The organism is Corynebacterium sp. 045007 (assembly GCF_040743205.1).
GTDB lineage: Bacteria > Actinomycetota > Actinomycetes > Mycobacteriales > Mycobacteriaceae > Corynebacterium > Corynebacterium jeikeium_D.
The window spans coordinates 1-22,922 of record NZ_JBFLKW010000019.1; the positions used below are offsets into that span (position 1 = coordinate 1).

16 protein-coding genes are annotated in these 22,922 nt (G+C 59.5%); 8 read left to right on the top strand and 8 right to left on the bottom strand.

All coding sequences use genetic code 11. The features are described 5' to 3' along the window. The first annotated feature begins 316 nt into the window (after positions 1–316). Positions 317–1,192, top strand: coding sequence for a methyltransferase domain-containing protein (locus AB1Z34_RS09370; protein ID WP_048732862.1), 876 nt, complete (start codon positions 317–319; stop codon positions 1,190–1,192). Between the two features lie 3 nt (positions 1,193–1,195). On the opposite strand, the gene budA is transcribed toward AB1Z34_RS09370, so the two are convergent. The 3 genes from budA to glgA all read right to left on the bottom strand — a co-directional run bounded on the left by budA (position 1,196) and on the right by glgA (position 4,998). Continuing rightward, positions 1,196–1,945 (bottom strand): acetolactate decarboxylase, encoded by a 750-nt coding sequence (budA, locus tag AB1Z34_RS09375; protein WP_080969585.1) that lies wholly within the window; start codon positions 1,943–1,945, stop codon positions 1,196–1,198. 130 nt (positions 1,946–2,075) lie between these two features. Next, a complete protein-coding gene (locus AB1Z34_RS09380) occupies positions 2,076–3,599 on the bottom strand; it encodes a cellulase family glycosylhydrolase (protein WP_284797345.1) in 1,524 nt (507 codons plus the stop codon). Between the two features lie 202 nt (positions 3,600–3,801). Then, positions 3,802–4,998, bottom strand: a complete 1,197-nt coding sequence (glgA, locus tag AB1Z34_RS09385) for a glycogen synthase (RefSeq protein WP_042388572.1) — start codon at positions 4,996–4,998, stop codon at positions 3,802–3,804. A gap of 112 nt (positions 4,999–5,110) precedes the next feature. On the opposite strand from glgA, the gene glgC reads away from it, so the two are divergent. Continuing rightward, positions 5,111–6,328, top strand: coding sequence for a glucose-1-phosphate adenylyltransferase (gene glgC / locus AB1Z34_RS09390; protein ID WP_042388575.1), 1,218 nt, complete (start codon positions 5,111–5,113; stop codon positions 6,326–6,328). A 339-nt stretch (positions 6,329–6,667) separates the two neighbouring features. Here the strand turns inward: glgC and AB1Z34_RS09395 are convergent, their stop codons facing one another. Continuing rightward, positions 6,668–7,342, bottom strand: a complete 675-nt coding sequence (locus AB1Z34_RS09395) for an O-methyltransferase (protein ID WP_049193703.1) — start codon at positions 7,340–7,342, stop codon at positions 6,668–6,670. Positions 7,343–7,500: 158 nt separating this feature from the next. Here AB1Z34_RS09395 and sigE point away from each other — a divergent pair, with 158 nt between their 5' ends. From sigE to tatB, 4 genes are all read left to right on the top strand, one after another. Then, complete coding sequence (gene sigE, locus AB1Z34_RS09400; RefSeq protein ID WP_049193704.1) at positions 7,501–8,154, top strand: RNA polymerase sigma factor SigE; 654 nt, start codon at positions 7,501–7,503, stop codon at positions 8,152–8,154. A 51-nt stretch (positions 8,155–8,205) separates the two neighbouring features. Next, entirely contained in the window at positions 8,206–8,598 is a 393-nt protein-coding gene (locus AB1Z34_RS09405; RefSeq protein WP_052317810.1) for an anti-sigma factor, read from the top strand. Next, on the top strand, positions 8,598–9,917 hold the full coding sequence (locus AB1Z34_RS09410) for a trypsin-like peptidase domain-containing protein (protein ID WP_049189281.1): 1,320 nt from the start codon (positions 8,598–8,600) through the stop codon (positions 9,915–9,917). Before AB1Z34_RS09405 ends, AB1Z34_RS09410 begins: the two co-directional genes overlap by 1 nt. 110 nt (positions 9,918–10,027) lie before the next feature. Further along, a complete protein-coding gene (gene tatB, locus AB1Z34_RS09415) occupies positions 10,028–10,624 on the top strand; it encodes a Sec-independent protein translocase protein TatB (protein ID WP_070603702.1) in 597 nt (198 codons plus the stop codon). A 256-nt stretch (positions 10,625–10,880) separates the two neighbouring features. On the opposite strand, the gene AB1Z34_RS09420 is transcribed toward tatB, so the two are convergent. Beyond that, a complete protein-coding gene (locus tag AB1Z34_RS09420; RefSeq protein WP_049193006.1) occupies positions 10,881–12,014 on the bottom strand; it encodes an Mrp/NBP35 family ATP-binding protein in 1,134 nt (377 codons plus the stop codon). 319 nt (positions 12,015–12,333) lie between these two features. On the opposite strand from AB1Z34_RS09420, the gene AB1Z34_RS09425 reads away from it, so the two are divergent. Further along, positions 12,334–12,816 (top strand): general stress protein, encoded by a 483-nt coding sequence (locus tag AB1Z34_RS09425; protein WP_042388577.1) that lies wholly within the window; start codon positions 12,334–12,336, stop codon positions 12,814–12,816. A 43-nt stretch (positions 12,817–12,859) separates the two neighbouring features. Here AB1Z34_RS09425 and AB1Z34_RS09430 read toward each other — a convergent pair whose 3' ends face one another. Then, positions 12,860–14,083, bottom strand: coding sequence for a magnesium and cobalt transport protein CorA (locus AB1Z34_RS09430; RefSeq protein ID WP_049171991.1), 1,224 nt, complete (start codon positions 14,081–14,083; stop codon positions 12,860–12,862). A gap of 43 nt (positions 14,084–14,126) precedes the next feature. Here AB1Z34_RS09430 and AB1Z34_RS09435 point away from each other — a divergent pair, with 43 nt between their 5' ends. Next, positions 14,127–14,882 (top strand): hypothetical protein, encoded by a 756-nt coding sequence (locus AB1Z34_RS09435; RefSeq protein ID WP_272715737.1) that lies wholly within the window; start codon positions 14,127–14,129, stop codon positions 14,880–14,882. A 352-nt stretch (positions 14,883–15,234) separates the two neighbouring features. Here AB1Z34_RS09435 and AB1Z34_RS09440 read toward each other — a convergent pair whose 3' ends face one another. Together AB1Z34_RS09440 and AB1Z34_RS09445 are read right to left on the bottom strand one after the other, a co-directional pair. Further along, positions 15,235–18,903, bottom strand: coding sequence for a multifunctional oxoglutarate decarboxylase/oxoglutarate dehydrogenase thiamine pyrophosphate-binding subunit/dihydrolipoyllysine-residue succinyltransferase subunit (locus tag AB1Z34_RS09440; RefSeq protein ID WP_070605123.1), 3,669 nt, complete (start codon positions 18,901–18,903; stop codon positions 15,235–15,237). A gap of 103 nt (positions 18,904–19,006) precedes the next feature. Next, on the bottom strand, positions 19,007–22,825 hold the full coding sequence (locus tag AB1Z34_RS09445) for an ABC transporter ATP-binding protein (RefSeq protein WP_367158253.1): 3,819 nt from the start codon (positions 22,823–22,825) through the stop codon (positions 19,007–19,009). Positions 22,826–22,922 lie beyond the last annotated feature (97 nt).

The window sequence follows — 22,922 nt, forward strand, 5'->3', positions numbered from 1 at the left end:
GATATAAGGTCTTGATGCTTATATCCGCCCGATTTACCCAGCCTAATCAGCAGTAATGCTGAAAGTCAGACACACTTTTTGCTACTTAACCCGCCTTTTCTTCTTCAGGTGATAACGGCTCGAATGAGGGTTTATGAGCAAAAAGTACGGGCTGCAAATGTGAAACTGTGCGAGTTTATGACACTTTCAAGCCAGTTTTCGGGCAATTTTTGTCATAAACGTAGTCAGTAACTCGCATTGGAGTTACTTGGCTGAGCTCGTCACGGGCTAAGATAGTGAAAATTATTTTTCTAGCTCAGTTTGAGGAGTGACCGACGTGCTAGCTGACATCATTGATGTGCTTGCTGACCCCATCGATGGCACTGATTTGAAGTTTGGTGATGCCGAACGAATGACTCTGAAGTCCGAATCCGGACATAGCTATGATGTCGCCCGCCAGGGTTACGTTACGCTCGCCGGTGGGGCTGGTCTGCGCTACACCGGCGATGACGCCAAGATGATTACCGCCCGCGAGGAGTTCCTCTCTGGTGGCCACTATGCTCCATTCGTTGAGGCAGTTACAGGCAACGTCCAGGACGTGCTTGACGACGCCAACGTGTCCGAGGCCGCCAGTCCCGTCATCTGCGAAGTCGGTGCGGGCACTGGTTACTACCTCGCACACACGCTGGACAGCATTCCCAATTCCCGTGGCGTAGGCATTGATGTGTCTGTGCCGGCCGCCAAGCACCTGGCCAAGAGCCACCCGCGCCTCGGCGCCGTTGTAGCCGATGCGTGGGCGCGTCTGCCACTGCGTGATGGCTCCATCGATGCGCTTACAGTCGTCTTCGCACCTCGCAACGCGGAGGAGTTCGCTCGCGTGCTCAAGCCGGGCGGCCAGGTCGTGGTTCTGACGGCCACTACTGGTCATTTGGGCGAGCTTCGTGAGCCACTGGGCATCATCGATGTCGAGCGCGGCAAGGTCGAGCGCATGATTTCCCAGGCAGAGGGGCACCTCGTGCCTGTTGGCGACCCGGAGCTGGTGGAGTTCGGTATGAACCTCAACCAGGGTGCAATCGCCGCGCAGATCGGTATGAGCCCGTCGGCACGCCATATTCATCCGGAGGTGCTGCAGGAACGCATTGCGGCGCTACCTGCAGAGATGCACGTCACCGCCCGTGCCTACGTCACTCGTCTTGGCCGCCCGGGAGACTAGCGTTTACTCCTTGACCTCGGTTTTGTGAATCTGTTCATCCAGGTCTTCCGGATCCAGGTCAGCATCCGAGAATTCCGCCGTTAGCGGAAGGCGAAGCTGCAGGTCAGTGCCCGGGCACAGTTCGATAGTGCCCGAGCGCAGCTTAAAGTCCAGCACATGCCCGCCTCCGGTGCCGCCTTCCGCAAGGAAGTGCACGTGACAGCCGGGCACCGAAATCCCCTTCTCGTACACCGGCGTGCGGAAGCCCGCAATCGTGCCCCGCAGGTTCTCGAAATCAACCGACGCGTCTTCTTCCGTCGCATCAACCATCTTCTGGTACGGCTTTTCCTGCTTTACGACGGTTCGAGTCTTCACCCACTCAAATTCGCCGGTAATCCGCAGTGCGTACATAAAATTTTGGCTCGGCACCAGGGAATCGATGATGGGGCTAATTTCCTTGCGAGTCAGGTTTTCCGGCGCATCCATCACCGTGTGGGGAACGAAGTTGGTGACCACCGTGTAGGGGCTGCGCTGATCCATGGTGGCCCGGGTCGCGGAGCCGTCGTGACGCACCTGCCAGCAGACACCGTCGAGGATTACCATTTCGCCATCGAGACCGTCGAAGGTGCCGATGCCGAAGTTGCCATGACCAAGGATTTCGCCAATGGTCATCTCTCCGTCGTAGATGCCATCGAGCAGTGCGGACATCAGTGAGTTTTGGAAAATTGTGTGTCGGACCGTTGGAAAATTCTCGTGAGTGGTCATGGAAGCCATTATATTCTCGATTTTTGTAGCCCAAGCGGGGGTGGGTTTTCGGTCCGATGGTGTGGGAGGACCCTGCGGCACGAAGAACGCCCTGCGGAAGAATCCACAGGGCGTGATTTGGTGAATCGAGCGGTTGGTTCTACTGCGGCTGGATGGTGACTGACACGTGGTCAGCAGTGGAGACGATATGAACCGTCTGGCCATCGGCAGCGACAGTGGCGTGGCCACCCTCGACATTCACTGTGAACCCATTCGGGAAGTTAATTGAGGGCACAACGAGCTCGCTGGTGGAACCAGGTGCGAAAGATCCGGTGCCATCGACGCGGCTATTGTTCCAGCTGGCCTGGTAGACACGGGTGTCGTGGTTCCAGTCGGTAGCTTGCGGGGTTCCTGCGACCGCTCGCAGGTGTGGAGCGGCGAGGATGGTCATCTTATCGCGGTTGAAGGCATCGGCACCTACAGGTCCTGGATCCTTCGGGTCGAAGACCATGCCCTGTTCCTTCTGGTTCTGCGTCGTCGGGTCGTCGCATCCGCAGTAGGACCAGTACTGCCAGCCGACCATGTGGCGCCGAGCAAGCGAAATTACGCCATTGAGGGTATCGGCATCGTCGGTGGCGCCGAACTCGGAAAGCAGTGTGGCCGAGCCGTTACCGGATGAGACGATTTCCGCATTGTCGAAGGTACGGCCATCGAAGAAATCACAGCCCGTGTAGGTGTTGAACAGGGCATTCGTGGTGCAGTAGACATGCCAGCTGAGAGCCGTACCAGCGGTTTCAGGAACCTTCGGGGCTGCCGGATTGGTGTTCAATCCGGTATTCCACATGGAGTAGGGCTCGTAGTGGACAATAGCGTCCGGGTCCTTGTCGACAATCTGATCGGCAGCCTTCTGGTGCAGTTCATCGAGCTTTTCCTTAGCCGGGCCGCAGTCGCCGAGAGCCAGATAGCACAGTGGGTATGCCGAGCCTGGCCACGGTTCATTTATGATGTCGTAGCCCATCAGTCCCGGCATATCGCCAAGGCGTTCGGCGACATGGCCCCACATGGCTGCGTAACGCTCCTGCAGCCCAACGCCGCCTGGCCCTTCGCGGTTATTCAGGAAGTTGTCGTATGCCCTAATGAGGCCGATATTGAGGGCCTGGTTAGCGGGGAAGCCAACCTTTAAAAGGCTGGGAACGCCGTCGTCAATGACAGCCCAATCCGGGGCAAATTCGCCTTCGAACTTCTCGTTGTACATGTCCTGGTGAGCATCGACCAAGACCGCGATTCCACGCTCGGTGAGCATAGAGATAGTGCGGGCAATGGAATCCAGGTATTCGTCGTTGTACTCGCCGGGCTCTGGCTCTACTGCTTTCCAGATAATGCCGACTCGCATGGAGTCGAAGCCCTGCTGCACGAGCCAGTCAGCATCGTCCTCGTTAAAGCCTCCGGCCTCTGGGGTGTAAGGATCGTGCTTGTAGACGATGTTCGACCCCTGAGTGAGGAAAGCACGGCCGTCACCGTCGGTAAACCAGCGACCGGACTGTCCAAGGGGACCACGCTCGGTGATGGTAGCGGTACTAGGGGATGGGGCTACTTCTGTAGCGAGCGCCTGATGCGGTACTGCACCCGCTAGCGCTATGGCAATGGCGGCACCAGCTGCTGCCACCTTCTTAGTGAATCTCATACTCAGTATGCTATTGACCAGTAATGATAAATTCAGCCAAAACTCAAATTAGGTTTAGAAAAGTGGGCAAGGGCATAAGTAAATGTCCTGAACGGGGTTAGTAAAAAGGCTAAGAAAGGCCCACCGCTTCCGCTTCGGAAGCGATGGGCCTTATGAGGAGACTCCGTCCACCGCGCAGCCGTGGCGTCTTGCAGACAGCCAGCTACATCAAAGACTTATAGACCTCAACGGTCTGCTCAGCGATATTCTCCCAGCTAAACACATCTTCAGCACGCTTCTTACCCGCCTGGCCAATCTTGGTAGCGCGGTCGCGGTCGGCGACCATGTTGTTAACCGCGGCAGCGATTCCACGCTCGAAGCCCTCCGGATCAGACTCGTCGTAGTGAACCAAAGTGCCGGTTTCGCCATCGACGACAACCTCCGGAATGCCGCCGACATCAGAGGCGACAACGGCGGTGCCACAGGCCATAGCCTCAAGGTTAACGATGCCCAGCGGCTCGTAAATGGACGGGCAGACGAACGAATCCGCGGCTGTCAGGATCTCCTGGATCTTCTCCTTCGGCAGCATGTCCTGCACCCAGAAAATGCCATCGCGCTTCTCCTGGAGGTCATGGACGAGCTGCTCAGTCTCCTTCGCGATTTCCGGGGTGTCCGGAGCGCCGGCGCACAGAACGAGCTGCACACCGTCGTCGAAAAGCGATGCGGCCTTGACCAAGTGAGCGACACCCTTCTGACGGGTGATGCGGCCGACGAACGCAACCATTGGGCGAGACGGGTCAACGCCGAGCTCCTCCAGGACGGACCAGCCGTTCTGTTCCTTGGACTCTTCCCACGTCGGGCGCGGGTGCCACAGCTCGGTGTCGATACCGTTCAGGACAACGTGAACCTTGTCGGGGGAAATACGCGGGTAGGCGTCCAGGATGGCGTCCTTCATGCGTGCGGAAACAGCAATGACAGCGTCTGCGTACTCCATAGCATTGCGCTCGGACCAGCTGGAAACGTCGTAACCGCCGCCGAGCTGCTCGCGCTTCCACGGGCGGTGCGGCTCCAGTGAGTGCGCGGTGGCCACATGCGGAATGCCCTTGAGCAGACCAGTGAGGTGACCGCCCAGGCCTGAGTACCAGGTGTGAGAGTGGACGACATCAATGTCGGTTGCCGCGGCGGCATTTGCCATGCGCAACCCCGTGGACAGCGTCTTAATCGAGGCGTTGGCATCCTTCAGCTCCGGGTCAACGCCGTGGACATATACATCCGCCTCATCGCGAGGAGCACCCATGCAGTGCACATCGACGTCAACGCCGTCGAGGCCGCGCATGAAACGAGTCAGTTCAGTTACGTGAACACCTGCTCCGCCGTAAATCTCCGGAGGGTATTCCTTGGTCATCATGGCAACACGCATAGTTCCAGCGTAACCAGATTTGACAATTTCCGTCGCTTGATATGTCTGGGTGTGGGTAGTGGGGAGGGGAGACTGGCAGCGAGGAACGTAAATCGCATATAGGTTGGTTGGTGTGAGGAGTCAACCACATGTTTTGTCCATTGTCCTTGCCGGTGGCGAAGGCAAGCGTCTCTTCCCGCTGACGGAAGATCGCGCTAAGCCCGCCGTGCCTTTCGGCGGTAGCTATCGGCTTATCGACTTCGTGCTGTCGAACCTGGTCAACGCAGGTTTCCTGAAGATCTGTGTGCTGACCCAGTACAAGTCCCACTCGCTCGACCGTCACATTTCGCAGGCGTGGCAGCTGTCCGGCATCACCGGCCAGTACGTCACCCCGGTGCCGGCTCAGCAGCGTCTGGGTAAGCGCTGGTTCACCGGTTCGGCGGACGCGATCCTGCAGTCGCTGAACTTGGTTTACGACGAGGATCCGGAGTACGTCATCGTCTTCGGTGCCGACCACGTCTATCGCATGGATCCGCAGCAGATGCTGGAGGCCCACATCGAGTCTGGCGCTGGCGTGACCGTCGCTGGTATCCGCGTCCCGCGTTCTGAGGCCAGCGCATTCGGTGTCATCGATGCCGATGACAACAACCGAATCACCGAGTTCCTGGAGAAGCCGGCAGATCCGCCCGGCACCCCGGATGACCCGAACTCGACGTTCGCGTCGATGGGTAACTACATCTTCACTACCTCCGCGCTTATCGACGCTATTAAGCGTGACTCGGAAGATGAAAACTCCGACCATGACATGGGCGGAAACATCATTCCGATGCTGGTAGAGGAGGGTGAAGCTTTCGTCTGGGACTTCAAGGACAGCTACGTTCCGGGTGAGACCGAACGTGACAAGGGCTACTGGCGTGATGTCGGTACCATCGATGCCTTCTACGAGGCCAACATGGACCTGATTTCCGTCCACCCGGTGTTTAACCTCTACAACAAGAAGTGGCCAATCCACACCTTCTCGGAGGAGAACCTGCCTCCGGCCAAGTTTGTCCAGGGCGGTATTGCTCAGGCTTCGATGGTCGGTGCTGGTTCGATTGTCTCCGGTGGTACGGTCCGCAACTCGGTGATTAGCACCAACGTTGTGGTCGAGGATGGCGCGACGGTGGAGGGCTCGGTTCTCTTCCCAGGCGTTCGCGTCGGCCGCGGAGCAGTGGTTCGCCATGCGATTTTGGACAAGAACGTTGTAGTTTCCGACGGCGCCATTATCGGTGTCGATCCGGAGAAGGACGCAGAGCGCTTCAAGGTCAGCGCTGGTGGCGTTGTGGCCGTTGGTAAGAACCAGGTTATCTAGACTGTCTGAGTTCGACCGGCTGCAAAAGGCACGTACCGTGGGGTACGTGCCTTTTTCTTCTAACCCTTTTTGCTACCTAGTTGCTACCTAGTCCAAAAACTGGCAGCCCTAAAGATTATGGGCTGCACGTGTGGCTACGGGCTTCGCATGTGAATACGGGCATGGGCTGCAAATGTGAAACTGTGCGAGTTTATGACACTTTCATGCCATTTTTCGGGTCATTTTTGTCATAAACGCAGTCAGTAACTTGGCTTGGCCCGCCGCCGCGAGTCATAAACGCAGTCAGTAACTCGGCTCGACCCGCCGACGCCAGCCAGCCGGCCGGCCAACAGTAGAAAACTACTTCTTCACCAGCACAGTGGTGCCAGCTGCTAGGGGCAGGCGCATCACGTAAGCGTCGTCAAGCTGGAGCATGTATTCGTCGGCTTCGCGGGCAGCGACGGTGTCACGGTCAGTGCGTGACGAGTCAGCAACAGTGCCGTCGAGGAGCGCGCCGGTCAGGACGAGCGCGCCGCCGGAGCGAAGCAGCGGCCAGGCCTTTTCCTGGGCGGCGCGGAGGATCGCCGGGGCGACGTCCAAGTAGACCAAGTCGTAGGAGTCGGCGGCCAGGCGATCCATGACCTCCAGCGGCTGCGAGGGCAGGAAGCGCTGTCGGTTGGGGCGGATGCCTGCGGCTCGGAAAGCGGACTTTGCCAGAGACTGGTGCTCGAGCTCCGGGTCGATGCAGGTGAGAACGCCGTCATCGCCGAGGCCGGCGGCCAGGTGCAAACCGACTACGCCTGCCGCAGGCGATGCGATGACAGCGGCGGGGTGACCGTCGCGGCGGGCACTGGTCAGGGCCATGAGCGAGGTCAAAGCGGCGCCGGTCATTGTATCGGGGACGGCAACTCCGTATTCGCGAGCGCTCTCTCGGGCGCTTTCAAGGGCCTCGGAGACTACGGTCGTGTTGTTGACGTGCTGTGCAATAGCGTCACGTGCGGATAGCGGGGTAGCAGAAGAACTCGTTTCGGACACGCTTTATAGCGTAGGAAAAAACTTCGGGCAGGGTAGCGGGGCGCGCCGGTCAGTGCCGGACTAGGTGGGTAAACAAGCCTCAAACTTGTCTGGACTCTCAAACTATTTTCAGGGTAAGGTCACTACAAACCTAAGGTTGGTAAGGAACACTGAACTTCATGCCCGAACGAGTCAAGTCCGAACGAGTCAGCGCAGGCGCCAGCCGCGAGGACGCCGCGTCCGCTGACGTAACTGAGCAACTGTCCGGCACCGCGGCTTTTGACGCAGGTGTGGGGGAGATGCCGTCGTGGTCGGAGCTGGTTCAGGCCCACGCGGATAGTGTTTATGGGCTCGCATATCGGTTGACTGGTAACCAGCAGGACGCGGAAGACCTGACGCAGGAGACATTCATGCGTGTGTTCCGCTCGCTGAAGTCATACCGTCCCGGCACTTTTGAAGGCTGGCTGCATCGGATTACCACTAACCTGTTTTTGGATATGGTCCGGCATCGGCAGGTCATCCGGATGGAGGCGTTGCCGGAGAACTACGACCGTGTCCCGGGTACGCTGAAGACCCCGGAGCAGGCCGTCGATGACGCGATGCTCGACCCGGATTTGGAAATCGCGCTGGCTGAGCTGCAGCCGGACTATCGCGCGGTGGTTGTCCTCTGTGATGTGGTGGGGCTGACCTACGAGGAAATTGCCAGCACCCTTGGGCTCAAGATGGGCACTGTGCGTTCGCGTATTCACCGGGCACGTTCCAGCTTGCGGGCGACGTTGGAGCGCCTGGAGAAGGAACGACAGGAGCTGCCGGAGTCGGTCACCGCAGGCTAGATTTCCCGCACTCAATCCGCGGGAGCGGCTATTGTGGGGCTAGTTAAATAGGTGCGATTTCTGGAGGTGCTGCAGTCTGTGATTCAGCAGGGCGATGACAAGCGTTTTTTGTCAACGGAGCATCTCGGCACCGAGGCAATTGCCGCTTTTGTTGACGGCGAGTTGTCGGTCGTAGCTGAGCGTCGTGCGCAGGCGCACCTGATGGCATGCCCGGAATGTCGCCGGGAGGTCGCGAAGCAGCGGCAGGCGGCCAAGCGTCTGCGTGATAGCGCGCCCTTGCACATTCCAGCTGAGCTGCGCGCTCGTATTGCTGATTTCGCAGGCAGTTGCGAGGACTCAGAGCCCCATCGGTCGGCGCGGCATCTCGCGCACCGTCCGCCGGAGTCGCTGAGTGCCGCGTTGGAGCAGATTGTTCGCGGTTTTCGTAAAGGTGGTAGTCACTAGTGGGCAAACATCGCTCTTTCGATGATTCCGCGTTTGCCCCGGACTCCGATCGTGCCGCCGCAACTGGCGGGTTACAGCGTGCTCCAGGGCAGAAGCTTGACGACGACACCAGTGCCACCGCCCAAGAGTATTCGCCGTGGCAGGATTCGTCGTCACGCATGACGACGGGGCGTCCAGCCCGCAAACCCGAAGCGAAAAAGAAGCCTCGCCCGAAGACGGCTCCCCGCGTCAGCGCGCGGGAAGTGATTTTTGGCCGCGAGGTGCCGTGGCGTGTGATCGCGGCGTCGTCGGCCGTGGTGCTGCTCATTGGCGGTGTTGGCGGCTTTGTTGGCGGTTGGGCTGGCAAGACTTTCCGCTCGGACTACCAGCGTGTGGAGCTGCAGCAGATCGAGGGGCGGCCGGGCAACGGTGATTTGACTGAAATCGGCAAGGTGGCGGAGGCTCTTCGTCCCGCGGTGGTGTCGATTGCGGTCAGTGCCGGTGAGGTCTCGGGCGTGGGTTCGGGGTTTGTCATTGATGGTGACGGTCATATTTTGACGAATAACCACGTCGTTTCGGCGGTGGCGGACCGGCAGGATATGCAGGTCTCCGTAACGTTTTGGGACGGCGGCAAGCTGAAGGAAGTGCCGGCCAAGATTATTGGCCGCGACCCGAAGACCGACCTCGCCGTAATTAAGGTCGAAGATGTTGCGGGGCTGACCGTGGCGCAGCTTGGTGATTCCAACGCGGTTGCGGTCGGTGACACCGTGATTGCGATGGGCTCGCCGCAGGGGCTCGGCGGCACGGTGACCTCGGGAATTGTCTCCGCGCTTAATCGGCCGGTGCGCCTGGCCGCTGAAGGGACTGACACGGACGGCTACGCCGATGCGATTCAGACCGATGCCTCCATCAACCCGGGTAACTCCGGTGGTCCGCTGGTGGATATCCGCGGTGCCATTATCGGTATTAATACGGTGATTTTCAGTAGCTCGGGTGGCTCACAGGGGTTGGGCTTTGCGATTCCAATCAATTCAGCCGTTGCCATCGCTGAGCAGCTCATTGCCGGTGAGCAGCCGGTTCATCCTGGGATTGGCGTGACAGTGCGCACGGTTTCCAATGGCGCACTGACTGGTGCCGAGATTGCCAGCATCCTGCCGGGAGGTGTTGCCGACCGGGAAGGCCTGCAGGAAGGCGACGTGATTACGGCTGTGGGAGACCGCGCGGTATCGTCCGCAGATGAGCTCACGGTGGCGCTGTGGACTGTTGGCGCTGGTAATGAGGCGGTATTGAAGATCGTTCGTCACGGAGCCGAGCTGGAGGCGAAGATCACGCCGGAGTAGGGGGCGCTGGTTTCGGCCGGTTTCGGCTGGTTTCTGCGGACTTAGCAGATTTGGTGGATTTGGCCACGCAATGCTGCATGCGAGGTGCACTGTAACTAAGGTGGTATAACGTGTTTTCTAATGTTGGCTGGGGCGAGATTCTTGTCCTCTTTATCCTCGGACTAATTCTCATCGGACCTGAGCGGTTGCCGAAGGTAATTGAGGACGTCCGCGCATTGCTTCTGGCTGCGCGCACCGCAATCAATGACGCACGCGATAACCTCTCGGACGAGTTCGGTGAAGACTTCGATGATCTTCGCAAGCCGCTGCAGGAGCTCAACGATCTCCGTCGTCTCAACCCGAAGACCGCCATCACCAGGACGCTTTTCGACGGCGATGACACCTACCTGGACATGCTCTCCGGTAAGCCCGCAGCGGGTGGTGGCGGAACTGGTGCAGCCGGAGCTGCAGGAGCGGCAGGAGCGGCCGGGCCTGCGGGTCAGCAGTACCAGCAGTCCAATACGAACCAGCCAGTGCAGCCGGCTCCGTCGCAGCAGCCGCTCCCGCAGTCGGCTCAGCAGCCAGCCCAGCAGCCGGGAACGTGGCAGGATCCAGTTGCCCAGGCCCGCCAACAGCAAGCGCAACAAACACCACAGCAGCCGCAACAACCGCAACAACCTCAGCAGCCCCGTGGGGTGCAGGCCTGGGTCGACGACGACAACCTATAGCGGTCGCAAACCGTTCCCGACCGCAAGTTACTGACTAGGTTTATGACACTTTGAGCACAAATTTTGCCACGAAAGTGTCATAAACCTAGTCAGTAAGTGCACGCAGCCGCTTCGGCGGATACACCGCTCGCACCACCGAAAACACCACCAGCAACACATACGCCCCAGACACCGCAGCCACAAAAGCAGACGCCCCCTTCCCGGCACCGAAACTACCGGGGAGGGGGCGTCGCTGTGATCGTCGTAAAGCGAAGGCCTACTTCGGAGTCACGCCCAAGCCGAGCGACTTGCCTGCGAGCGACTCGCGACGAACAACCAGCTTGTCAGCGATGGCGTTCAGGGCCTCGCCCGCGCCCGAATCCGGCTTGGACAGGACAATCGGGGTGCCCTTGTCGCCGCCTTCGCGTAGCTCTGTGTCCAGCGGCACCTGGCCGAGCAGCTCGACCTTTCCGCCGGTGATCTGGGTAAGACGACGGGCAACGGTCTCGCCGCCACCTGCGCCGAAGACCTCCATCTTGGAGCCGTCGGGCATTTCCATCCAGCTCATGTTCTCGATGACACCGGCGATGCGCTGGCGGGTCTGCAGCGAAATGGTGCCGGCGCGCTCTGCGACCTCGGCGGCGGCCATCTGCGGGGTAGTAACAATCAGCAGCTCAGCGTTCGGCACGAGCTGCGCCACGGAGATGGCGATGTCGCCGGTTCCCGGGGGCAGGTCGAAAAGCAGGACGTCCAGGTCGCCCCAGAACACGTCTGCGAGGAACTGCTGGATAGCGCGGTGCAGCATTGGCCCACGCCAGACAACCGGTGCGTTGTCGTCGACGAAGTGTCCGATAGAAATCAGTGACACGCCGTGCGCCTGCGGAGGCATGATCATGTCGTCGACCTGGTGCGGCTTTTCCTCGGAGCCCATCATGTGCGGGATGGAGTGTCCGTAGACGTCGGCATCGAGGACACCGACAGAAAGGCCCTTCGCGGCCAGCGCGGCGGCGAGGTTCACGGTCACGGAGGACTTACCGACGCCACCCTTACCGGAGGCGACGGCGAACACGCGGGTGCGGGAGTCCGGCTGGGCAAACGGGATCACAGGCTCGGAGGCGGTGCCGCGGACGGCGTTGCGGAACTCGCGGCGCTGCTCGTCATTCATCACATCGGTCGTGACGGTGACGTTGCCAACGCCCTCGATACCGTTCAGCGCCTCTTCGGTGCGCTCGATGATGGTGTTTTTCATGGGGCAACCGGCGATGGTGAGGTAAATCTCCACGGCCACGTCATTGTTGTCCGCCACCGAGATGGACTTGACCATGCCAATCTCGGTAATCGGGCGACGTACCTCAGGATCTTCGACCTGCGCCAGGGCGGTGCGAACTTCAGCTTCAGTAATCGTAGACATTATGTAGTGAATCTTATCGTGAGACCCCGCAAGACAAAGAACTACTGACAAAATCAGTAGTTTGCCGCTTTACGACGGTCACAGCGACCAACCCTTCCGGCAAGCGCGGTGGCGGTGGAACGGGCGGCGGACCAGGCGGTGGAACAATTGCCAACCGTCTGACGTTGTCCTTGATAGAACGCTTTATAGCGATAGTTTTAGCAATATTTTTAGCAACTGAGTCACCTTTTACTGTGACAACAACTGCAAGGGAACGGTGAGAGTACCGATGGCAAATGGGGAAGCGGGCAGCGGTTGGGGGAGCGGCCGGGAACAGAGCATGAAGTCCCGGTTGCCTCAGCGCCAGGTACCCGAGGGGTGGCCGGTGGGCAGTTTCACCAACTACTCCGACGCGCAGGCGGCGGTGGATTCGCTCAGTGATCGCGATGAGTTCCCGGTTTCCGACCTCACCATCGTCGGTGTTGACCTGATGCAGGTGGAGCGCGTGGTTGGCAGGCTGACCTGGCCGAAGGTGCTCGGCGGCGGCGCGCTGTACGGGCTGTGGATGGGCCTGTTCTTCGGCCTGATTCTGGGGCTTTTCCAGGAGGATTGGGTTAGTCCGCTGATTGTTGGCCTCGGTATGGGCGCCATCTTCGGCATCGTGCTGGCCGCAGTTCCGTACGCAATGCAAAACGGCAAGCGGGATTTCTCGAGCACTACGGAGATTGTTGCCCGTCGCTACGATGTCCTGTGCAATCCCCGCAATGCTGAGCGGGCCCGTGACCTGTTGGCGCAGCGGGCGCTCGGTGGGAACCGTGGGTAGGTTGCTGTATCCGTCGTAAAGCGATGCCTGCCAGAAGCAGAGCCTATAGCCACTTGTTGCGGCGCAGGACCCACACCAAAAACGCCACGATGGCGAACATGATGGCGAGGACGATGAAGTAGCCGTACTCCCAGTGCAGCTCGGGCATGTGGTCAAAGTTCATGCCGTAGATGCCGGCCAGGGCGGTCGGGACGGCGAGAATAGCCGCGTACGCCGAGATGGTACGCATATCCTGGTTCTGCTGCAGCTGGATTTTCACGGCGGCGGCGTCGATGAGGGCGGAGAGTCGTTCGTCGAGTCCGGAGACGAGGTCCGCGGCGGCGAGCTGGTGGTCGAGAACATCGGAAAGGTAACGGCTGACGTCTTTAGGCATGATGTCTTCCCGCAGATTCATCAGGGAGCGCAGCGCCGGTGTCAGCGGATCGATCGCGTGGCGCATCTCCAGAATCTCTCGTTTGAGGATGTAAATGTCCTCAATATCCGAATCCAAGTTCGGCTCGAAGACTTCGTCTTCCATGATCTCCACGCGATCTTCCAGCTGCATCGCGATGCGCAGGTACGCGTCGACGAGGTTGTCCGTCAGCGCCCACAGCACGCCCGCGGGGCCGTAGTCGATGGCGTCGGTGGTGTTCTCCACGCGTGCGCTAATGCGCTGCATATCCGAGCTCGGCATGCCCATGCGAATGGTGATGACGTACTCCGGGCCGATAACAATCATCAGCTGGCCGGAGCGAATAATCTCATTTTCGTCATCCGCGAGGCCTTCCGGGGAGTAATGAATCGAGCGAATTACAAAAACCACGTGATCATCGTGGATCTCAATCTTGGGACGCTGGCGGTTAGTCAGTGCGTCCTCCACCGTCAGCTCATCCAGCCCGTAAAGCTCGGCGATGGCGTCCATCTGTGTCGCGTTGGGACGCGACAATGACAGCCACGTGAAGCCCTCGCCAAAATTCCGTACCTCGGACAGCCCGGAGAAGTGGTCGTAGGTGCCGGGCAACCGCTTGCCGCCGATGTAGACGCCGCAATCGCGCAGGGCATCGCGCACCGCCCTCGACTGTCCTGTTCCTGTGCTTGACGACGAGCCGTTGGTGCGCGTCACCTTCGAGACAGCCGACTTCGCTGCGGATTTAGCCGCATTCGTCGCCCGAGCGGTTTTACCGGGTTTTGCTGTGGCCGACGGTTTTGGGCTTTGACTGGCCGAGCTAGTTCGCGGATTGCGAGCCTTCGCCGAAGCGCTGATGTTGCGGCTTTTCTCTTCGCCCATTCTGGGTGACCTCACAATCCGTTCGTAGGTTACGCTGGTGTCGATGATTGATTTTAGACGTGCGAACGCCGGGTTCCACTTTCGCATCCGCTCAATGGGGTGCAAGGGTAGCTCCACGGCTACTGCGTGCACTTTTACCGCCCTGGCATTGGTCACTGGGGCGACGGGGTTCGGTCTTGCCGCATGTTCTGATTTGGATCCGCAGATGCCCGTTCCTCCCGAGCAGGAGGCGGTGGTGACTGTCGGGGCAGACCTACGCAACCCTGAGCAAGCAGCTCTTGCGTACGTGTATGCGCAGAGCTTTGAGAGGATAGGGCGGCAAGCGGAGGTCGTCGGCATTCGCGATGCTGACGACCGGTTGCGGGCCGTACGCAATGAAGCGGTCCTGGTCTCCTTCGGATGCACAGGTGAGCTACTCGGCCTGAGCGACCCTGCGTCGGCGGCTTCACTGGCGGAGGAATACGCGGATGACTCCACCCCGGACAAGCAGTTCAGCGGCGGGTGGCGCGACCGCGTTTACGACGCTTTTTCGCGGTCGCTGCCGGGTGAAGTTATGGCCACCGACGCGGGCATGGCACAGGGCTGCGCAGATGTGTCAGCCGACAATGCTGGGGCTGACTTGCCGCAATGGCTTGTGCCTTTCTACGTCAAGCCAGCGCTGGACCGAGATGATCGAGTCCGCGTGCTCAATGAGATAGCGGGTTCGCTGAGCACTGAGGACTTAAAGCTGATGACCCGGGCTGTGGCTGGTGGCGCGAGCCCTGAGTTGGTCGCTCAAGAGTGGCTGGACAAGGCGTAGTCGGGGCGGCGGGGGCTAGTTGTGGCGGTATCTGACGCGTATCTGCTGTTGGCTGCCGCCAAGTTTGTTGAATAACCCATGAATGCGGGCTGCAAATGTGAAACTGTGCGAGTTTATGACACTTTCATGCCATTTTTCGGGACATTTTTGTCATAAACGTAGTCAGTAACTCGCATTGAGGACTAAGTAGTAAATGGTGCCGACCCGGTGGCACGCCGACCGGACACGCTTTTTGACTATTCGCCCTTGATGCCTGGCAACGATCGCCCAAGCAACAGGAAAGGGGCTCCAACCGAACGGTTGGAGCCCCTTAGCGTTCACACGCTAACTGGTGAAGACCAGTCAATGAGACCTACTTGAGAGCCTCTTCCAGCAGAGCCTTCTCCTCAATCTGGTGTACCTTAGCCACACCAGTTGCGGTGGAGGACTGTGCACGGCGGGAAACGCGGGTCAGCTTCGGCATATCCGGCAGAACCTCTGGGAGGTTCAGTGCCAGGAACGGCCATGGACCCTGGTTAGCCGGCTCATCCTGAACCCAGCGGACTTCCTCAAGATCCGGGTAGGACTCGAAGATGTCGCGGAGGCGGTTGTGCGGCAGCGGGTGCAGCATCTCCAGGCGAGCGATTGCAAGATCGTCGCGCTTGTCCTTCTTGCGCTTCTTCTCCAGCTCCCAGTAGATCTTGCCGGAGCAGAGCAGCAGGGTCTTGATGCCGGACTTGTCCTTGGACTCGAAGTTCGGGTCATCGATGACCGAGCGGAACTTGTTCGGGTTGGTGAAGTCCTCGACAGCAGACGCTGCCATCTTGTTGCGCAGCATTGACTTCGGCGAGAACACAACCAGCGGACGGTGCAGGTCGGACAGGACGTGGCGACGCAGCAGGTGGAAGTAGTTAGCCGGCTCGGACGGCTGAGCAACGGTGTAGGAGCCCTCGGCTGCGAGCTGCAGGAAGCGCTCGATACGTGCCGAAGAGTGGTCCGGGCCCATGCCCTCGTAGCCGTGCGGCAGCAGCAGGATCAGCTTGGAGGTCTGACCCCACTTGGCCTCGCCGGAGGAAACGTACTGGTCAATGGTGGTCTGAGCGCCGTTGGCGAAGTCACCGAACTGTGCTTCCCAGAACACTGCTGCGTCCGGGTTACCCAGGGTGTAGCCGTACTCGAAGCCCATGCCTGCGTACTCGGTCAGAGCCGAGTTGTAAATCATGAAGCGACCACCGTTCTTGGACTTACCGTAGGCGTCGATCGGGTTGTATTCCGAACCGTCCTCGGAGTCAATCAGAACTGCATGGCGAGAGGTAAAGGTACCGCGGCGGACATCCTCACCTGCGAAGCGGACGTCGATGCCAGCACCGGTGAAGGAGCCGATTGCCAGCAGCTCGGCCATGCCCCAGTCGATGCCACCTTCCTGAGTCATCTCCGCACGCTTCTTAGCGACCGGCGCAACACGCGGGTGAATCTTGAAGCCCTCAGGGAGGTTGACGTAAGACTGGCCAATCTCGACGATTTCAGCCTTGTCGATGCCGGTCTTGAGACCGTGCGGCAGCGGCTGAGAACCGGCGATACCGGTCTGCTCGCCCGGCTTTGCGTCCTGAGCTGCGCGAACCTCGTTGAAGACCGCTTCCATCTGGTCATGGAAGTCTCGGCGTACTGCTTCGTACTCTTCCTCGGAAATGTCACCGCGACCGATGAGGTCCTCGGTGTACTGAGCACGAACGCTTTCCTTCTCGTCGATGATCTTGTACATCAGCGGCTGAGTCATGGACGGGTCATCGGCCTCGTTGTGGCCGCGCTTGCGGTAGCAGACCAGGTCGATGAAGACGTCCTTGCCGTAGCGGTTACGGTACTCAACAGCCAGCTGGCCGACCCAGACGACAGCCTCCGGGTCGTCACCGTTGACGTGGAAGACCGGGCAGCCGTATGCCTTGGCGATGTCGGTTGCGTAGTAGGAGGAACGACCGGAGTCCGGCGAAGTGGTGAAGCCAATCTGATTGTTCACCACGATGTGGACGGTACCGCCGACCTTGTAACCACGCAGGGACATGAGGTTCAGGGTCTCCTGGACAATGCCCAGGCCGGCGAAGGATGCGTCACCGTGCAGCAGCAGCGGCATGACGGAGTAGCCCTCTTCGCCCTTGTTGATCTTGTCCTGGCGTGCACGAGCAAGACCCTCAACGACCGGGTTGACGGCCTCGAGGTGGGACGGGTTCGCAGTCAGGGTGACGTCAATCTCGCCCTCGCCGAACATCTGGATGTGACGGCCAGTAGTACCCAGGTGGTACTTGACGTCACCAGAACCGCCGACCTGTGCCGGGTCGATGTTGCCTTCGAACTCGGTGAAGATCTGGCGCAGTGGCTTGCCGACGATGTTTGCGAGCACATTCAGTCGACCGCGGTGTGGCATACCGATGACGACCTCATCCAGGCCAGCACCAGCAGCGGTGTCAATGGCGGAGTCCATCAGCGGAATCAGCGACTCTGCGCCCTCAAGGGAGAAGCGCTTCTGGCCGACGTACTTGGTCTGCAGGAAGTTCTCAAATGCCTCAGCGGCGTTCAGCTTCTGCAGGATGTACTTCTGCTCAGCGTGGGACGGCTTTGGCTGGCCGCCCTCAATGCGCTCTTCCAGCCACTCGCGCTCTTCGCGGTCGAGAATGTGAGCGTACTCGGAACCGACCTTGAGGCAGTATGCGTTGCGAAGGCGAGAGAGAACCTCGCGCAGCGTCATCGTCTCCTTGCCGCCGAAACCACCGACGTTGAAGGTACGGTCCAGATCCCACAGGGTCAGACCGTGTTCCTCAATATCGAGGTCAGCGTGGTTCGGAGCAGAAGTATTTGGCTGGTCAGAACGCAGCGGGTCAATGTCAGCCAGCAAGTGACCGCGGGAACGGTAGGCCTCAATCAGACGCATGACGCGGGTGTTCTTGTCAATACCCGTGTTCGGCAGATCCTGCGCCCAACGGATTGGGGTGTAAGGAACATGCATGGTCTGGAAGATGTGGTCCCAGAACTTGTCGTCGACAAGCAGATTGCTCATCGTGCGCAGGAACTCACCGGACTCTGCACCCTGGATGATGCGGTGATCGTAAGTAGAGGTGATGGTCACCAGCTTGCCGATGCCCATCTCTGCCAGACGGTCCGCGGAAGCACCGGCGAACTCAGCCGGGTAATCCATGGAGCCGACACCGATAATCGCGCCCTGCCCCTTGGTAAGGCGCGGGACGGAGTGGCGAGTACCGATACCGCCCGGGTTGGTCAGGGAAATGGTGACGCCCTGGAAGTCCTTACCGGTCAGCTTGCCGTGGCGAGCACGAACGACGATGTCCTCGTAGGCGTCGACGAACTGCTTGAAGGTCAGGGTTTCACACTCGCGGATAGCAGCAACTACGAGCGAACGAGAGCCGTCCTTAGCTGGCATATCAATGGCCAGGCCGAGGTTAATGTGCTCCGGGGTAACCAGAACTGGCTTGCCGTCAACCACCTTGTAGTTGTTGTTCATGTCCGGGTGGAGCATGACAGCCTTCACCATGGCGTAACCAATGATGTGGGTGAAGGAGATCTTGCCGCCGCGGGCGCGTGCCAGATGATTGTTAACCAGGGTGCGGTTTTCAAACATCAGACGTGCCGGCATATCGCGAACCGACGTAGCGGTCGGCATCTCCAGGGAGACATCCATGTTCTTAGCGATAGCCCGTGCGACGCCCTTCAGAGGCTCCTCGCCGGATTCAACAGCCGAAACCTTGGCTGCTGCATCCATTGGGGACTTCTTTGGCTTCGGGGACGCCGGCTTGTTCGGGGTCTTAGTGGGTTCGACCCCCTTGGATTCACGACGTCCGGTTGCCTTAGCTTCCTCCTTCGTGGCTGCTGCTGGCTTTGCCATATTGGAAAGGTCCTCGCCCTTTTGGGACGGGGTGTGGGTTGCGAAGAATTCGCGCCATTCCTGACCCACAGACTGTGGATCCTTCTGGAATTGCTGGTACATCTCGTCGACCAGCCATTCGTTCTGGCCGAAGCTCATGTCGCTGCTCACGGCAGGTACTCGCCTCTTTTCGTCTTAGTTTTACTAACTCACGTTTATTCTAATTAGCGCAAGTGTCAAAGTGTCATTCAAGGATAACGAAAACTCTGAATTACTACACCGTCGCGCTCCCCATATGGTACTTGCTCCAAAGCTCTGCGTATTGGCCACCCGCCGCTAGGAGCTCGTCATGGGAGCCGTCCTCGACAATACGCCCGTGGTCAAGTACCAAAATCCGGTTGGCCCGAGCCGCTGTAGCCAGGCGGTGGGCCACAATAATTGCCGAGCGTTGACGCGACGCACGGTCAGTGGCTTCAAGGATTGCCGACTCTGTTGCAGGGTCGAGTGTCGCGGTGGCTTCGTCGAGAAGCAGCAGTTCAGGACGCATCATTTCGGCACGAGCGAGTGCGATGAGCTGACGCTGTCCGGAGGAGAGCCCTCGGCCATCTGGGCCGACGGGGTGGTGGAAGCCACCGGGCAGGCTGGCAATGGTGCTGAGGGCACCGACGTTTTTCGCGGCCTGCTGAATTTCAGCATGACTGCTGTCCGGTAGACCGTAGGAAATATTTGTTGCTACTGTCCCCGAAAACAGGTGTGATTCTTGGGGGACATAGCCGAGGGTGCGTCGCCAATCGTTAAGAGGGAAGTCGCGGATGTCAGTTTCGGAGGCTCGCACCACACCGTCAACTGGATCGTAGAACCGAGCAAACAACTTAATGATTGTTGATTTTCCGGCGCCGGTGGATCCGACAATTGCGACTGTTTCTCCGGCAGGAATCTGCAAATCGAGAGCATCGAGAACCTGCGGGCGTTCGTGCTCAGAGTCGGCGGCGGGGTAGGAGAAAGTTACCTTGTCTAAGCGCAGGTCGCCAGCAGCTGCGCGGGACGCGCCGTCAGTAGTGCCGTGATCTGGCATGGGGGCGGTCTGTAGGAGGTCATCAATGCGATTGAGGCCGACCTTCGCCTGCTGGTAGCCGTCGAAAACATGGGACAGCTGCTGAATCGGGCCAAAGAGCATTCCTAGGTACAGCGTGAAGGCGACGAGTACGCCGGGTGTCGTGGTTCCCGAAGCAACCTGTTGGGCACCGACAGCCAATACCGCGGCTGTTGCCAACTCAGAGACGAAGTTGATGCCGGGGAAGAATAGAGCCACGGCCAGCTGTGCTCTCTGACGAATTGCGCGGTACTTATCGGATTCCTCGGCAAAGGAAGATTCGATATCGGCGACGCGGTGGTACATCTGAATCTCGCGAAGCCCACCAATAGTCTCCTGAAAATCAGCGTTGACCAAGGAGAGCTGCTCTCGCGCAGCCTTGTATAGGCGCGAGGAGATCCGGCGGAATACCAGAGTGGACACCACAATGATGGGAAGCGATGCCAACGCCACCGCGGCGAGTGACACCTGTGTGGCAAGCAACAGCGCCGTGACACCGAGCAGAGTAAACGCGGCGATTGCCCCCTCTGCCAGTCCCGTTTGCAGGAAAGAGGAGAGCGCATCGATGTCGGTTGTCATCCTCGTCATGATGGCGCCCGAGCGATTGGCCTCGAAGTAGTTAATGCCAAGCGACTGCAGGTGACGGTAGCAGCGCACACGCAGGGCATAGAGCAGCCGCTCACCAGTGCGCGCAGTAATAACAGCATTTGTGGCTACGGCAAGCCAACTGATGAGGACCGTCGCCAAGCCACCTGCGGCGCAGGCCCACAGCACGGCCTCATTGTGCTCACTGATGCCGTGGTCAATGGCGTAGCGCACGAGCATGGGGAACGCCAGATCGGCAACGGCAATGAGGGCGAGCAGCGCGATGACACTTATAAATAGGCCGCGGACATAGGAGAGCAGCCGGCGTAGAGAAAAAAGCTCGGAGTTGTCGAGTGCCGCAGCGGGCACACGCGGTTTTTCGGTAGCGGGTGGGAGGTTTCGCACACGCTCGAGAAGCTCAGGCGTCGCAGGAGCATTGGCGAGAGCCGCCCCCATGCCACCACGACCGCCGCCGCGGCCACCTGGACCGCCTCCGGCTCGGCCAACCCCGCGGCTCATTTGAGAAGTGGCACCTCCGGGAAGCCGCGCAGCGGTGTCTGGCGTGGAGTTGTCGGAGGTTGGCGCGGTTTCGTCGGGCCAGAGTTCCTCGGGGCTGGGGTCCTCACTGCCAATGGGGTCGAGAACGAGGTTTTCGATTTCGGGGTAGGCGTTCTGGTCGATGTCCATCAGCTCGGTGAAGCGCGGATGAGAAGCAATCAGTTCGGCCTTGGTGCCAATGCCAGTGATGGCACCGTCTTCGAAAATGGCGATGTGGTCCGCCTGCTCGAGAGTGGAAGATCGATGCGCCACGATGACGATAGTCGTATCCGCCAGCTGTGAGGTCAGCGCGCTGAAGATTTCCAACTCTGTCGCGGCATCGATTGCTGAGGTCGCGTCATCGAGAACCAAAACCCGAGGACGGGCGAGGAATGCCCGTGCTAACGCCACGCGTTGAGCTTGTCCGCCGGAGAGATTATGCCCGCGCTCACCGATGGCTGTGTCCCACCCCTGAGGCAGGTCGTCGACGAAGTTGACCTGGGCGGCGGTCGCTGCGGCGTTAATCTCTTCCTGGGACGCCGCGGGATTGGCGAATGCGATGTTCTCACGCAACGTGCCCGCAAATAGATAAGGAGTGTCCGGAACGACAGTAATAGCGTCATACACATCGCTGGAGAGAATGCGCGCCGTATCTGTGGATGTGCCGTGGCTGGGCGCATCGATAGTGATGGTTCCCGAATCCGGCAGATAGTGACGGCCGAGTAACTCCGTGGCGATAGTCTTTCCGGACCCCGGTGGGCCAATCAACGCTAAGGTCGCCCCTGGCGCGACGGAGAATGAGACATCGTCGATAAGCGTGCGTCCGCCACGGCTGTGGGTGACGTGGTTGAAGCTGATGCCAACGGGGCCGTCGGGGAGAGGAAGCGCGTCGGTGGGTTCGGGGTTGTCTGGTCGGGCGTCGATGACATCGGAAATGCGGTCGATGCTTGCCGACGTCAGATGTATCGAGATGACCATGTTGGAGACCAGACGCGACAGGGCAGTCAGGCTGGTGAGATACGTGGCAAAAGCTACGAACGTGCCTAGGGTGATGTGTCCGTTAATCGCGAGCCAGCCACCGACCGCGATATTTCCGACGAGGGACAGTTGCGGCAACGACTGTAGCGCCGGTTGGAATCGAGCGCTGAGTTTTGCCGCTCGCAGGCGGAGGGAGTAGAGCAGCGACGAGTTACGCTCCATCTTCGCAACTTCGTTGTCACCCTGCGCAAACGCCTTGACAACGCGGATGCCGGAAACGGTTTCCTCGACTTGTCCGGCGATCTCGCCTGCTTGCTGTTGGGCAGCCCAGGTTGCGGCATGGAGTTTGTCACGCGAATTCACTGCAATGTAGACAATCGCTGGCACCACGGCGAGGCCGACCAGTGTCAGGGGCAGCGAGAGGGCGAGCATGATGCCGATTGTGATGAACAGCTTGACGACGGATCCCAGCGTCAACGGCAACATCGCCAGTAGTCCGGACACCGCCTGGAGGTCAGAAATTGACCGTGACACAACCTGGCCGGTGTTGACTCGGTCTTGTGCTGGACCATCGAGGTTTTGTAGGGAGCGAAGGATCTTTAGTCGCAGGTCGTGCTGAACATCAATGGAGAGTTTGCCGGAGAAGAATCTGCGCCCCATCTGGGCGACGAAGCGTACTAACGCGATGGTCAGAAATACAGAAATGACTGCCTGCAGGGGAGTTAGGGAAGGCAGTAGGCGTGCGGGGACACCGCCATCGGAAGTGCCCGTTGCCACATCAATGGCATCTCTAGTGAGAAGTGGAAGTACGGACTCCAGCCCGACAACGATTAGCGCTGCGACAACGACACCATAGAGCGGTAGTGGCCTGTGAAGAGACTGTTTCCACAAGAACTTCATGGGAGAGGTTCTGAGGGGTTTGCTCTGGGCCATGGTGGGTACCGCTCTTCCATTGAAAAACGTCGCTGAAGGGTAAGTCGCTGAAGGGTAATCGGGT